Below are 12,347 nucleotides of genomic sequence, written 5' to 3' on the forward strand. Positions count from 1 at the left end.
GCGACTGCGGAGGCATGACTTCCGTGGGAGTGCGCGACGCAGGCCGGGCCCGTAGAGTGCTGGCATGTTGGGAGTCCTCAGCCATACCCGCGTCCTCCGCCTGGCCGGCCTGTTCACCTGGGTCATGGTCGGCCTGCCGCTGGCGTACTCGCAGTTCGAGAACCTGCACAGCCGCGCTGACATGGGCGGCTGGGCGATCCTGCTGTTCGTCGCCTACTTGTCCTTCGGCACGGCCTACTACTGGCTGACCCGCATCCTGCGCAGCGACAGCCACACCAGCTGGCTGGACCGCGGCCTGCTGCTGTTGCTGACGGTCTCGGCGCTGGGGGTCAGCTTCCTCAGCGGGTCGGGCCTGGGCAGCATCCTGATGATGGTGGCCGCCGGGGTCATTCCGTGGATGCTGTCGGTACGGCTGGGGGTGCTGTGGCTGCTGGTCAGCCAGCTGGCCGTGGCTCCGGTCTATTACCTGCTGCTGCGCTTCCCGCTGTTCGAAGCGGTGATGCAGTCGCTGCTGTACGGCGGCTTCTCCATGTTCATCTTCGTGACCAGCCTGGTCGCGCGGCAGCAGACCGAGGCCCGCGACGAGCAGCGCCGGCTTAATTCGGAATTGCGCGCCACCCGCGCCCTGCTGGCCGAGAGCGCGCGGGTCAACGAGCGCACCCGCATTTCGCGCGAACTGCATGACCTGCTGGGCCACCAGCTGACCGCGCTGACCCTGAACCTGGAGGTCGCCGGGCACCTGGCCGAGGGCCAGGCCCTCGATCACGTGAAGCGCTCGCACGCGCTGGCCAAGCTACTGCTGGGCAATGTGCGCGAGGTGGTGAGGCAGCTGCGCGAGACCGGCGCGATCGATCTGGCTGCGGCGCTGCGCCCGCTGACCGAGAACGTGCCCTCGCTGGACATCCAGCTGGAGATCGAGGATCCGCTGAACGTGGAGGACCCGCAGCGGGCCCACGTACTGCTGCGCTGCACCCAGGAGATCATCACCAACGCGGTGCGCCATGCCAGTGCCCGCCACCTGTGGATCAGGGTGTACCGTGAAGCCCCCGATCGGGTGGTGGTCGAGGCGCGCGACGACGGCGTCGGCGCGGATATGGTCAATGTGGGCAATGGCTTGCGCGGCATGCGCGAGCGCCTGCAACAATGTGGTGGCCAGCTGCAGATCGAAACCCGCCCCGGTGAGGGTTTCCGGCTGCGGGCGACGGTGCCGGCAACGGTGCTGGTGGCGGCCCTTACCAAGGTTCCTGAAGGAGTGCGTTGATGATTCGCGTCTGCCTGGTCGACGACCAAACCCTGGTGCGGCAGGGAATCCGCTCCCTGCTGGCGCTCGACGACGGCATCGAGGTGGTGGCCGAGGCCGGCGACGGCCGGCAGGCGGTCGAGCTGATCCCCCAGGTACGCCCCGACGTGGTGCTGATGGACATGCGCATGCCGGTGATGTCGGGGCTGGAGGCCCTGCAGGTGCTGTCGCGGCAGGAACAGCTGCCGCCGACCATCATCCTCACCACCTTCGACGACGACCAGCTGGTGCTGGCCGGGCTCAAGGCCGGTGCCAAGGGCTACCTGCTCAAGGACGTCACCCTGGCACAGCTGGTCGGTGCCATCCGCACCGTGGCCGACGGGGGATCGCTGGTGCAGCCGGCGGTAACCCAGCGCCTGCTGTCCGGCCTGGAGCACATGCGCAATGAATTCGTCAGCCTGGACCGCCCGGACCCGCTGACCGACCGCGAGACCGAGATCCTGCGGCTGATGGCCAGTGGCTTCTCCAACAAGGAGATCGCCAATTCGCTGGGCGTCGCCGAGGGCACCATCAAGAACCACGTGTCCAACATCCTTTCCAAGCTGGGTGTGCGCGACCGTACGCGTGCCGTATTGAAGGCGTTCGAACTCCAGCTGGTCTGAGAAAAAATCTTTCAAGTACAAAGACTTGGGTCGTGGTCGGGGGTTTCCGCCAAGGTTGCCCCCTACTTGCCGGGTAGCGGTATGCGTTACCCTTCGAATCCTTTGTCCATACAAATACGCAGCCGGCAGGGAAACCGGTGCGCCAATCCCGATAAACAATGCCCGCGAAGCCTGCTAGGATTGGCGCTTCGCTTCAATCAACCCGGCCGTGGGATCGGCCCCGGAGACTCTCTGAATGACCCGTATTATCGAGTTCCTGATCGCCTTGGGGATCGTGGCTGGCCTGTTCGTCATCATTGGCGTATGTCTGCCGGGCGAGCGTCACATCACCGAAAGCATCGAGACCAACCGCAAGATGACGATCGTGTACGACACGGTCAGCAGCCTGCGCCGCTTCAAGGACTGGAACCCGCTGGTACTGCGCGATCCCGCCGTTGATCTGAAGCTGTCCGGCCCGGCCTCGGGTGTCGGTGCCACCCTCGACTTCACCTCCAAGGACCTGGGTACCGGTTCCTGGAAGATCACCGAAGCCGAAGAGAACAAGCGTGTTGTGATCGCCATCGAGGACGCCACCAAGGGTCACGACAAGGTCACCACCTTCAACCTGGAGCCGACCGGCAAGGGCGGTCGCAACGTCAAGATCACCCAGGACTACTCGGTGAAGTACGGCTTCGACCTGTTCGGCCGTTACGCCGGCCTGTATGTCAGCCGCCAGATCGGCGATGACATCAAGATGGGTCTGTCGCGCATGGCCAACATGCTCGCAACCGTGCCGAACGTGGACTACCGCACGCCGGAAGCCCCGCTGACCGACCTGGCCATCGTTGAAGTGCCGGCCGAGAACCTGCTGGTGGTCAACGCCGGCAACGTGGACCGCGGTCAGGACACCATCACCAAGTCCATCAAGGACAACCAGGAGTGGATCAAGCGCGTGATGGAGGCCAATGGCCTTGAAGCTGCCGGTCCGTTCCGCATCATCACCACCGACTTCGGCCAGGAGAAGTACGCTTTCGACATCGCCCAGCCGGTGAAGAAGAAGGGTGCTGAAGGTGCTGCTGCCGACGAGCTGACCGTCAAGATCGACGGCGGCGCTCCGGTCAAGTACGTGCACGTTGCTCCGCACCGTTCGGCGCATGCGGCCTACACCGGCCACATGGCGGGTCTGGACGTGGCGCGCAACGGCCTGCGTGCCTGGGCCGTGACCTCGGGCAACGAAGTCATCGACCGTCCGTACGAAACCTGGAAGGACGGCATCGACAAGTCGTTCACCCCGGAAGGTACCTACGACATCTACTGGGCCGTCAAGTAATCCCCCGCTGACCCATGTAGTGTTGGACACGAAAACGCGCCGCTCATTGCGGCGCGTTTTTTTTTCATCCGGCGCCCGGCAAGGGGCGCTTCGCAAGGAGCCCTCATGTTCAATCTGGAACGTCGCGCACGTAAGCCTTCCCTGCTGGCCTGCCTGGGGGCGCTGTTGGCTGCCGCCTCGATCGGCCTGTCTGCTTATGCATCGCATGGCGTAGCCGACCCGTTGGCGCAGCAGCATCTGAACATGGCGGCGCTGTATGCGTTCGCGCATGGCGCGGTGCTGGTGGCGCTTGGGCCGCGCGCGCAGGGGGCGATCGCACACCTGGCGCTGTACGTGCTGCTGCTGGGGGTCCTGCTGTTTTCCGGCAGCCTGGTGGGTGGGGCGTTGTGGCAGTGGCCGACACGGATGGCGCCGATCGGTGGCACCAGCATGATGGCCGGATGGGTGTTGCTGGCGATCAATGCGTTGAGGCGGTGAGGGTCGCAGGGCTGTCGCTCCGATCCATGCCGATGCGATCGTGATGGTTCATGGGCGTTACTTTTCTTTTCGCGCGAAAAGAAAAGTAACCCAAAGAAACGCGCCGCCGGCCGCGAGCCGGTGCTGTGCATCGGTCCCCTGCGCTCCTCGGCCCGTCGAGGGGCGGTGCGGAGAGCAGCCGAGCGTGGCTCGGCTCTACAGAATCGCACGCACCTCTTCGCCCTCACCGGACCTGCGGTGCTCGGCTCGCTTGAAGGCGGACCCAACAGCCGCGCGCTGATCCCTTATAGAGGCTTCGAGCGAAGCGACCGGCTTCTGTCTTTGCCTTCTTGTTCCATCTCGTGGTGGGCGCGCGCGGAATCCGCCCGGACAGCTCCATGAATTTCGCCCTGCGACCGTCACGAGGGGCTCAGCCGTTGGCCGGTTTCCAGCACCAGTGCCACGGTTCGTAGACGATGCCGTGCGGGTTGTCACGCGGGTAGCTCAACCGGAAGCCGTGCCCAGCGGCATGGGCCTGCAGCCAGGCGAACGCGTCGGTGGCTTCAAATGATTCCTCGGCCGGGGCATCGCCCGGCGTGCCGATGTCCAGCGCGTGGCCGCTGTGGTGTTCACTGAACCCCGGCGCGGCATTCACCTTCAGGATCTCCGTCACGCTCAGCCCGCGCGCCCGTTTCCGTTCGAAGATGCCCAGCTGGTAGGCATGGCTGCGGAAGCCAGAGATTGCATCCAGTGCGATGCCATCGCGCGCTGCATGCAGGCGCATCCGCCGCCAGCCCTGTGCAGCGCCGCGGCGCAGCCACAGCGGGCGGGCGAAGCGGTCGCGCCCAGCGAAGTGCAGCAGGCACGGTTCGGGTTCCAGCGGCAGGCCGCTGTCGTCGACATAGCGCTGGGCATCCAGGCCGAGCTGCTGCAGGCGCTGCTGCAGCCCGGCGAGGGGCAGCCACTGCGCTTCCAGATTTGCACCGAATGGCCGGGCCGCGGCTGCATCCAGCAAGGCCAGTGCTTCCTCGGCCCCGGGCTCGCGCGCCAGGCGCGGCACCATGGCGTGCACGCCGTGTTCCACCACCGCCGCCAGGTAACGGCCATCGCATTTGCGCCGCAGCACCCAGTTCGCTCGTGACAGCACGCGCGCGTCGAGATTGCTGCGCGCACGCAGCAGGTCTGCGGGCCACAGTTCGATGGCTTCGGTATTGATCAGCAGGGGCAGGCGTCGTTGCATCGCCGCAGCTTACTGCCGCGGGCCCGGCACGGCCACCTTGCGCAGTGCTTCCAGCAGCGCCTGTGGCCGATCGAGACTGAGCAGCAGGGTGCTGCCATCGCGGACCGGCAGGGCGAGGACGCGCGCGCGGTTGGTGACCAGCGCGAAGCCCTTGGCACCGCCCTGCAGGCGAAAGTGGCCGGAATAGAAGCCCGGCATTGCGTAGCCGTTGGTCTTGAAGCGGATGCCATAGCGGGGGTCACGCTGCAGGTCGACCACCTCGGCCTGGTCCAGCCGCAGCTGCGCCACCGCAACGCGGCGGCGGTACATCGTCGAGCGCACATCCAGCACGTTGTCGGCCAGTTCCACCCGGCGACGGAAGAATGCTGCGCCCAACCCGATGCCGAGTACCGCGATCACCAGCAGACTCCAGGCGGCACTGCCGCCCATCCGGAACCAGGGCGGCGACAGCGTTACTTCGATCCAGGGGGCACTGGCCGGCGTCTTGTACAGCTGCGCATACAAGCAGGCCACGAAGGCGGCGAGCAGGGGCAGCACGATCCACAGCACGCGCAACGGCGAGCTCTCGGCCACCTCGTACTGTTTCGGATCGCTGGCGCCCATGGCTCAGGCCTCCTTCTTGAACACCAGCATCGCCGGGCGCATCGGTGCGGGGATGATGATGTTGACCAGCTCCCAGCCCAGTTGGCCCTGGCGGCTCAGTTCGCTCTGGATGTCCTCGGCCTTGAGCAGGCCCATCATGGACGTCTTGACCTCGATCGTCTGGTAGCTCCAACGCTTGCTCATTCCTTGTCCTCCGAAGATGGCGTGGGTTTCGGCAGGCGTCCTGCCTTGCGCAGGGCGTCGCGCAGCACATACTCGATCTGCGCGTTGAGGCTGCGCAGCTCGTCGTCAGCCCAGCGTTGCGCGGCGGCCAGGACGTCGGCATTGATGCGCAGCGGGTAGGCTTTCTTCTCACTCATGCAAGCTCCTGGCGGGGCGGTGGGGCGCCCCGTTGCGAGGGTGGTTCAGTACAGCGAACCGGCGTTGACGATCGGCTGGGTGCCGCGGTCCGAGCACAGCACGGTCAGCAGGTTGCTGACCATGTGCGCCTTGCGTTCCTCATCCAGCTGCACCACGCCGTTCTTCTGCAGTTCGGCCAGGGCCATTTCAACCATGCCGACCGCACCGGCCACGATGCGCGTGCGTGCAGCGATCACTGCGTTGGCCTGCTGCCGCTGCAGCATCGCCTGGGCGATTTCGGCGGCGTAGGCGAGGTGGCTGATGCGTGCGTCGATCACCTGCACGCCAGCGTCGGCCAGGCGTTCGGCCAGCTCGTTCTTCAGGTGCTGGGAGATCTCGCTGGCATGGCTGCGCAGCGCCAGCTGTCCCTCCTCGTGCTGGTCGTAGGGATAGCTGGTGGCCATCGCGCGCAACGCCGATTCGGACTGGATGTGCACGAAGCTTTCGTAGTCGTCCACGTTGTAGACGGCCTCGGAGGCATCGACCACCTGCCAGACGATGACCGCAGCGATCTCGATTGGGCTGCCGTCCAGCTCGTTGACCTTCAGCTTGCCGCTCTCGAAGTTGCGCACGCGCTGGCTGACCCGGCGCTTGGCATAGAAGGGGTTGTTCCAGCGCAGGCCGTTGTCCTTGACGGTGCCGACGTACTTGCCGAACAGGCTCAGCACCGCCGCCTGGTTGGGCTGGATGGTGTACAGGCCGGCCAGGATGAAGACCGCAGCGAAGATCACCAGCATGCCGGCCAGCATCAGCAGCAGGTTCGGTGAGCCGGAACCGGTCCTGGTCGTCGCCCCGAGTACGAACAGTGCGGTACCCGCCAGCGCGACCAGCAGGGATCCGGCCAGGGTGCCCAGGCCGTTGAGGGAGGCAAGCGACTTCTCTTTCATGGCGGTACGTCCTTGAGGGTTCGAATTGAAGATATCAAAGTGATATCACTTGCCGACTACCGTTCGTCGGATGCCATGGTCAGGGTGCGCGGCCAGCTAGAATGCCCACCCGCCTTCACGTCGCTGCTGGAACCGCCATGGCCAAGCTTGGAACTCCGTTGTCCCCCTCCGCCACCCGCGTGCTGCTGCTGGGCTCGGGCGAACTCGGCAAGGAGGTGGCCATCGAGCTGCAGCGGCTGGGCGTGGAAGTGATCGCCGCTGACCGCTACGCCGATGCCCCGGCCATGCAGGTCGCCCACCGCTCGCACGTGATCGACATGCTCGATGCGATGGCGCTGCGCGCCCTGATCGCCCAGGAGCAGCCACATCTGGTGGTGCCGGAGATCGAGGCCATCCATACCGAGACCCTGGTCCAGCTGGAGCAGGAGCAGGGCCTGCGGGTGATCCCGACCGCACGCGCCGCGCGCCTGACCATGGACCGCGAGGGCATCCGCCGCCTCGCCGCCGAAACCCTGGGCCTGCCGACCTCGCCGTACCGCTTCGTCGATACCGAGGCCGAGTACCGCGCTGCCGTGGCCGCCATCGGCCTGCCGTGCGTGGTCAAGCCGGTGATGTCGTCCTCGGGCAAGGGCCAGAGCACGCTGCGCAGCGAAGCGGACATCGCTCCGGCCTGGGAGTACGCACAGACCGGTGGCCGTGCCGGTGCCGGCCGCTGCATCGTCGAGGGTTTCATCGATTTCGATTACGAGATCACCCTGCTGACCGTGCGCCATGCCGGTGGCACCTCGTTCTGCGCGCCGATCGGCCATCTGCAGAAGGACGGCGACTACCGCGAAAGCTGGCAGCCGCAGCCGATGTCGAGCGCGGCACTGGTGCGTGCCGAAGAGATTTCGCGTGCGATCACCGACGACCTTGGCGGCTGGGGCCTGTTCGGCGTCGAGCTGTTCGTGAAGGGCGACGAAGTGTGGTTCAGCGAAGTGTCGCCGCGCCCGCACGATACCGGCCTGGTGACGCTGGTATCGCAGGAGCTGAGCGAGTTCGCGCTGCACGCGCGCGCGATCCTCGGCTTGCCGATTCCGGTGATCCGCCAGAGTGGCCCGTCGGCGTCGTGCGCGCTGTTGGCACACGGCGAGGGTGTGCCGTACTTCAACAATGTCGCCGCCGCGCTGCAGGTACCGGATACCGCCGTGCGCCTGTTCGGCAAGCCGAGCGTGCACGGTCATCGCCGCGTGGGCGTGACCCTGGCGCGCGCGGAAACCATCGACGAAGCACGCGCCATCGCGCGTGACGCCGCCGACGCCATCGGCGTCGAACTGCGCCCCTGAAAAAGGAGCGACGACCAACGGTCGTCGCCTACCGAAACCCGGTGGGTACCGACCGTTGGTCGGTACGCTCAACGTGCAGTCGACTCTACCGCACGTCCACCCACACCAGGTGGTGGTCGCTGCCGTCGGCGATCTTCGCTTCCGGGCTTTCATTGGCCGGCCAGAAGATGCCGCTGCCCACGTACTCGAAACCGGTCGAGGGAAGCACGTAGTCCAGGCGCATGGTGCCGGACTTCGGGCCGAAATCGCCGGTGGCGTGGAACGGTGCGCCCTTGCGTTCGATGCCCTTGGCCGCATAGGCCAAGCTGGTCTGCTCACCGCCGACGCTGCGCGGGGTGGGGTAGCGCAGCACGCGCGCGTTCTCGATCAGCTCGACGATCGCCTCGTGGCGGCCATCGCCATCGACCGGGTCGTTGTTCAGATCGCCAAGGATCACGAAGCGCGCGTCCTGCGCCAGGCCGCCACACTGGCCCTTGTCGTCGCACAGCCAGGGCTTGTCACCCTTGGACAGGTATTCCTGCCACAGGCGCAGTTCGTCATGGTTGCGCGCCGCGTTGCGCTTTTCCGGGCCATCGAACACCGGCGGGGTCGGGTGCGAAACCAGCGCGTGCACCACGCCGGCCGGGGTCTTCACCGGCACGTCCCAATGCGACTTCGACGACAGGCGCAGCTGCGACCACACGTGGTCGTTGTAGAAGCTCTGGCCGGTACGCGGATCGACCGGGCGGATGGCACCGGGCATCGCACTCCACTTCAGCAGCTGGAAGCTGCGCACCTTGGTTTCATCGATCGGGTAGCGCGACAGCACCAGCATGCCGTACTGGCCCGGGTGCAGGCCGTAGCCCCACGCGTCATTGCCACGGCCGCGGCCTTCGCCGCCGACCACGCCGTTGTTGTCCAGGTCCAGGCCGCTGGGCACACCGGTGTTGACCGGCGCCAGGTAGCGGTAGGCAAAGTGCAGCGGCTTGCCGCCGCCGGGCTGGGCGACTTCCAGGTAGCGCTTCTGGAACAGGTCGGCGGCGCGATGGGCATCGTCGAAATCAAATTCGTTCAGCAGCACCAGGTCCGGGCGCACCTGCTGCAGCACGGCGGCGATCTTGCGTGCGTGCTCGCTGTCGCCCTCCAGTTCCTTGATCAGGCCACCGGCATCATCGGAGTACAGCGACGTGTTGTAGGTGGCCAGGCGCAGCGCAGTGGACGGCTTCTCAGTCATCGCGGGGGACGTGGCAAAGGCGGGGGCGGTGGCGCCGCAGAGCAGGGCCATGGCGAGGATCAGGGGTTTGGCGTTCATCCCCCTATTCTGCACCCGGCCCGGTGTCAGCGGTTTGTCAGCGCCCGTCCAGTTCGTTGTCGAAATCGTGCCAGCGGCGGCCGTCGTAGGCCTCAAGGGGATGGAAGCGGCGCTTGTAGTCCATCTTCTGGTGCCCGCGGATCCAGTAGCCCAGGTACACGTGCGGCAGCCCCTCGCGGCGCGCCCACTCGATCTGTTGGAGGATTGCGAAGGTACCCAGCCCGCGCGCGGCGTGTTCCGGGTCGAAGAACGTATAGACCGCCGACAGGCCATGCTCGGTGACGTCGGTCACCGCCACCCCCAGCAGCTGGCTGGGCTGGCCGTCGTGGCCGGGCAGGCGCATCTCCATGAAGCGGGTGTGCGACCAGCTGCCGATCAGGAACTGCTCGAACTCGTGCGGGCCGTGGTCGTCCATGCCGCCATTGGCGTGGCGGTGGGTGAGGTAGCGGTGATACAGCGCGAACAGGTCGTCGCGGGCGGTGGCGGCAGTGATCCGCACCTCCAGGTCGTCATTGCGGGCGGCACAGCGGCGCTGGCTGCGGTCCGGGGCGAAGCGCGCCACCGGGATCCGGACCGCCACGCAGGCCTGGCAGTGCGCGCAGTGCGGCCGGTAGACCAGGTCGCCGCTGCGGCGGAAGCCCCAGCTCAGTGCCAGCGGGTACAGGCCACCCAGCCGGCGATCGTGCGGGTCCAGCACCAGGTCGCGCGCCACCCGGTCGGACCAGTACCCGCAGGGGTGCTCGCCGGTCTGGAAAAGCCGCAGTTCGTCGTCTCTGTCGCCATGTATCGCCATGGGCACAGCATAGCCCCAGCCTGTCGCAGAGGCGGCGACTGTCCGGCGGATGAATGGAATCGGCAGTGGCGTCAACCGACGTCGCGCCCGGGCGTTGTTGTCCCCCGAGGGTGAAGTGATCACCCCGACGCTGTTCCCATCCCCAGGAGTGACCTCATGATCCGTACCCCCCTGCTGCTGGCCCTGCTGCTGGGCACCTCCGCTTCCGGAATCGCGCTGGCCGCCGACACCCCGGCCATGCCCGCGCAGCGCCCGGCCAAGCTGGACACCAATGGCGACGGCGTGATCGACCGCAGCGAGGCGGCTGCCAATCCGCGCCTGGCCGCGAAGTTCGACGAGCTGGACAAGAACAAGGACGGCAAGCTCTCGCGCGATGAGCTGCCGCGCTGGCAGCATGGCCGCCGTGGCCACGGCGGTGAGCGCTGGGCCAGGCTGGACGTCAACAAGGACGGCCGCATCAGCCGCGGCGAGGCCAAGGCCGATCCGCGCCTGGCTGCGCGCTTCGACCGGCTCGACCTCAACAAGGACGGTTACCTGGACAAGGCCGACCGCGAGCTGCGCATGAAGCAGCATCGTGATGCCTGGTTCGCTGCCGCCGACACCAACAAGGACGGCCAGCTGAGCAAGGCCGAGTTCGACGCAGCCAAGGGCCCGATGCACGGCGGCCCGCGCCAGGGCGGTCCACGCGATGGCGGCGCACCGAAGCCGCAGCGCTGAGTGTCAATGCGGTGATCGGAGACAACGCCGGCGCAGTGCCGGCGTTGTCGGTTACAGGTGGCCGTTGCGCATCAGCACATACACCACCAGGGCGATCACCAGCAGGTTCGCCCCGATGATGCCGGTGCGACCGTACATGGATTCGAATTTCCAGTTGGTTCCGCGGCGCCCACGCCGCGCCGAATCGCGCGCGATCATCGGCGCCATCACCCGTTGCAGCGGCACCAGGCACTGGTAGTTGACCACACCCAGGCCCAATGCCAGCAGCAGCATCTGGCTCCAGATCGGAGCCTGCAACAGTGCCGCCAGCAGCATCGCCAGGCACCAGACCAGGCCAGTACCGGTGTTGAGGCGGACAAAGTGCCGAACCTGCGCGCGTTCGCGTTCGGTCTCGGTATAGGACATCAGGAAGCGTGCACCGAGGTAGCTGCCGATCGCGCCGCCGGCGACACCGGCGAGGATCGCCCCCCAGCTTGCCACTGGCAGCACATGCAGTTGGCCGAGCGTGGCGGTCAGGGTGCCCATTGCGGTACCACCGGCTACGCTGGCGCCGCCCAGGCCGAGCTTGCTGCCACCGATGCCGACGCCGGTGCCGAGCAGGATCGCGGCGCTGGCGGTGCCGGGCGCGGCCACCAGCATCATTGACACCACGGCGGTGGCGAAGGCGGCGCTCGGTGCGCTGCTGCGGGCGAATTCACCGAAGCGCTGCAGCAGGCCGTCGCGCACCAGCGCGCGCGCGCGCGACAGGCGCTTGCGCACGGCGGCGTCGCTGAGCCCGAGCAGGTCGGCCACCTGCTGCGAGCGCTGGCCCTCGCGGTAGTACAGCAACAGGACTTCGCGGCTGTCGGCGGGCAGGGTGGAGATGATGTCCTCGGCGGCGATTTCTTCCTCCACCCGCTGCAGGCGATCGGCTGCGCCCGGGGACGGATCTGCGGCCATCCCCATCGCCACCTCGGCCGCCTCGCCGGTCAGTGGACGGCCACGCTGGGCGCGCAGCCAGTCGCGGGCCAGGTTGCGGGTGATCTGCCGCAGCCACGGCAGGAAGCTGGTCGCGCTGCGCAGCTGGTGCAGCTGCTGCCAGCCCTTCACAAAGGCCTCCTGGGCGATGTCCTCGCTGGCCTGGCGGTCCCGGGTGATGGCCAGCGCGATGGCGGTGACCGTGTTCTGGCAGGCCAGCACGATGCGCCCGTAGGCGTGCTGGCAACCGCTGGCGGCGGCGGGCAGTTCGCGTTCCAGGGTCTGGTCGATCGATGCGGCGAACGTCGTCATGGCGGCGGCTCTCCTGCGGGGATTGTGTCCCATGACGGAGCCGCGCGCGAAGTGTGACCAGCATTCTGTGCGGTAGTGCCGGCCGCTGGCCGGCATCCTCATGACAAAAAGGGGACGGAGGGGATTAAGTCGTTTGTGCCACAAACGACTTAATCC

The 12,347-nt window shown here is 66.9% G+C and carries 14 protein-coding genes; 6 read left to right on the forward strand and 8 right to left on the reverse strand.

All coding sequences use genetic code 11. The annotated features are described in order from the left end of the window. Positions 1-64: 64 nt before the first annotated feature. The 4 genes from ACM0PK_RS16980 to ACM0PK_RS16995 all read left to right on the forward strand — a co-directional run bounded on the left by ACM0PK_RS16980 (position 65) and on the right by ACM0PK_RS16995 (position 3,688). Complete coding sequence (locus ACM0PK_RS16980) at positions 65-1,261, forward strand: sensor histidine kinase (RefSeq protein ID WP_414606844.1); 1,197 nt, start codon at positions 65-67, stop codon at positions 1,259-1,261. Beyond that, complete coding sequence (locus ACM0PK_RS16985) at positions 1,261-1,902, forward strand: response regulator (protein ID WP_006424175.1); 642 nt, start codon at positions 1,261-1,263, stop codon at positions 1,900-1,902. Before ACM0PK_RS16980 ends, ACM0PK_RS16985 begins: the two co-directional genes overlap by 1 nt. A 235-nt stretch (positions 1,903-2,137) precedes the next feature. After that, entirely contained in the window at positions 2,138-3,211 is a 1,074-nt protein-coding gene (locus tag ACM0PK_RS16990) for a polyketide cyclase (RefSeq protein WP_005415686.1), read from the forward strand. A gap of 105 nt (positions 3,212-3,316) precedes the next feature. Next, a complete protein-coding gene (locus ACM0PK_RS16995; protein WP_019659313.1) occupies positions 3,317-3,688 on the forward strand; it encodes a DUF423 domain-containing protein in 372 nt (123 codons plus the stop codon). 409 nt (positions 3,689-4,097) lie between these two features. Here the strand turns inward: ACM0PK_RS16995 and ACM0PK_RS17000 are convergent, their stop codons facing one another. Genes ACM0PK_RS17000 through ACM0PK_RS17020 form a run of 5 tightly spaced genes read right to left on the reverse strand, consistent with a single transcriptional unit; the run spans position 4,098 to position 6,796 of the window. Next, complete coding sequence (locus ACM0PK_RS17000; protein WP_414606843.1) at positions 4,098-4,907, reverse strand: M15 family metallopeptidase; 810 nt, start codon at positions 4,905-4,907, stop codon at positions 4,098-4,100. A gap of 9 nt (positions 4,908-4,916) precedes the next feature. After that, on the reverse strand, positions 4,917-5,510 hold the full coding sequence (locus ACM0PK_RS17005) for a PH domain-containing protein (protein ID WP_414606842.1): 594 nt from the start codon (positions 5,508-5,510) through the stop codon (positions 4,917-4,919). 3 nt (positions 5,511-5,513) lie between these two features. After that, positions 5,514-5,693 carry a DUF4177 domain-containing protein gene (locus ACM0PK_RS17010; protein ID WP_005415690.1) on the reverse strand — a complete coding sequence of 60 codons (180 nt, stop codon included), beginning with the start codon at positions 5,691-5,693 and terminating at the stop codon, positions 5,514-5,516. Next, positions 5,690-5,869: a type II toxin-antitoxin system antitoxin gene (locus ACM0PK_RS17015; protein WP_005415691.1), complete on the reverse strand. Its 180-nt coding sequence runs from the start codon at positions 5,867-5,869 to the stop codon at positions 5,690-5,692. Before ACM0PK_RS17015 ends, ACM0PK_RS17010 begins: the two co-directional genes overlap by 4 nt. Before the next feature lie 45 nt (positions 5,870-5,914). Next, positions 5,915-6,796 (reverse strand): SPFH domain-containing protein, encoded by an 882-nt coding sequence (locus ACM0PK_RS17020; RefSeq protein WP_061480381.1) that lies wholly within the window; start codon positions 6,794-6,796, stop codon positions 5,915-5,917. 137 nt (positions 6,797-6,933) lie between these two features. Here ACM0PK_RS17020 and purT point away from each other — a divergent pair, with 137 nt between their 5' ends. After that, positions 6,934-8,121 (forward strand): formate-dependent phosphoribosylglycinamide formyltransferase, encoded by a 1,188-nt coding sequence (gene purT, locus ACM0PK_RS17025; RefSeq protein ID WP_414606841.1) that lies wholly within the window; start codon positions 6,934-6,936, stop codon positions 8,119-8,121. An 85-nt stretch (positions 8,122-8,206) separates the two neighbouring features. Here the strand turns inward: purT and ACM0PK_RS17030 are convergent, their stop codons facing one another. Next, complete coding sequence (locus tag ACM0PK_RS17030) at positions 8,207-9,412, reverse strand: endonuclease/exonuclease/phosphatase family protein (RefSeq protein WP_414606840.1); 1,206 nt, start codon at positions 9,410-9,412, stop codon at positions 8,207-8,209. 37 nt (positions 9,413-9,449) lie between these two features. Further along, positions 9,450-10,205, reverse strand: coding sequence for an arginyltransferase (locus ACM0PK_RS17035; protein WP_188241181.1), 756 nt, complete (start codon positions 10,203-10,205; stop codon positions 9,450-9,452). Between the two features lie 156 nt (positions 10,206-10,361). Here ACM0PK_RS17035 and ACM0PK_RS17040 point away from each other — a divergent pair, with 156 nt between their 5' ends. Further along, a complete protein-coding gene (locus tag ACM0PK_RS17040) occupies positions 10,362-10,922 on the forward strand; it encodes an EF-hand domain-containing protein (RefSeq protein WP_414606839.1) in 561 nt (186 codons plus the stop codon). 51 nt (positions 10,923-10,973) lie between these two features. Here the strand turns inward: ACM0PK_RS17040 and ACM0PK_RS17045 are convergent, their stop codons facing one another. Beyond that, the gene (locus tag ACM0PK_RS17045; RefSeq protein WP_061480376.1) at positions 10,974-12,191 is read right to left on the reverse strand and encodes an RNA polymerase sigma factor; all 1,218 of its coding nucleotides are present in this window, start codon (positions 12,189-12,191) and stop codon (positions 10,974-10,976) included. Positions 12,192-12,347: the final 156 nt, after the last annotated feature.

Source organism: Stenotrophomonas sp. FR010 (assembly GCF_047520755.2).
Lineage (GTDB): Bacteria > Pseudomonadota > Gammaproteobacteria > Xanthomonadales > Xanthomonadaceae > Stenotrophomonas > Stenotrophomonas sepilia.

Coding starts and splice junctions, on each gene's coding strand:
- ACM0PK_RS16980 (WP_414606844.1), top strand. CDS start 65: ATGTTGGGAGTCCTCAGCCATACCCGCGTCCTCCGCCTGGCCGGCCTG.
- ACM0PK_RS16985 (WP_006424175.1), top strand. CDS start 1,261: ATGATTCGCGTCTGCCTGGTCGACGACCAAACCCTGGTGCGGCAGGGA.
- ACM0PK_RS16990 (WP_005415686.1), top strand. CDS start 2,138: ATGACCCGTATTATCGAGTTCCTGATCGCCTTGGGGATCGTGGCTGGC.
- ACM0PK_RS16995 (WP_019659313.1), top strand. CDS start 3,317: ATGTTCAATCTGGAACGTCGCGCACGTAAGCCTTCCCTGCTGGCCTGC.
- ACM0PK_RS17000 (WP_414606843.1), bottom strand. CDS start 4,907: ATGCAACGACGCCTGCCCCTGCTGATCAATACCGAAGCCATCGAACTG.
- ACM0PK_RS17005 (WP_414606842.1), bottom strand. CDS start 5,510: ATGGGCGCCAGCGATCCGAAACAGTACGAGGTGGCCGAGAGCTCGCCG.
- ACM0PK_RS17010 (WP_005415690.1), bottom strand. CDS start 5,693: ATGAGCAAGCGTTGGAGCTACCAGACGATCGAGGTCAAGACGTCCATG.
- ACM0PK_RS17015 (WP_005415691.1), bottom strand. CDS start 5,869: ATGAGTGAGAAGAAAGCCTACCCGCTGCGCATCAATGCCGACGTCCTG.
- ACM0PK_RS17020 (WP_061480381.1), bottom strand. CDS start 6,796: ATGAAAGAGAAGTCGCTTGCCTCCCTCAACGGCCTGGGCACCCTGGCC.
- purT (WP_414606841.1), top strand. CDS start 6,934: ATGGCCAAGCTTGGAACTCCGTTGTCCCCCTCCGCCACCCGCGTGCTG.
- ACM0PK_RS17030 (WP_414606840.1), bottom strand. CDS start 9,412: ATGAACGCCAAACCCCTGATCCTCGCCATGGCCCTGCTCTGCGGCGCC.
- ACM0PK_RS17035 (WP_188241181.1), bottom strand. CDS start 10,205: ATGGCGATACATGGCGACAGAGACGACGAACTGCGGCTTTTCCAGACC.
- ACM0PK_RS17040 (WP_414606839.1), top strand. CDS start 10,362: ATGATCCGTACCCCCCTGCTGCTGGCCCTGCTGCTGGGCACCTCCGCT.
- ACM0PK_RS17045 (WP_061480376.1), bottom strand. CDS start 12,191: ATGACGACGTTCGCCGCATCGATCGACCAGACCCTGGAACGCGAACTG.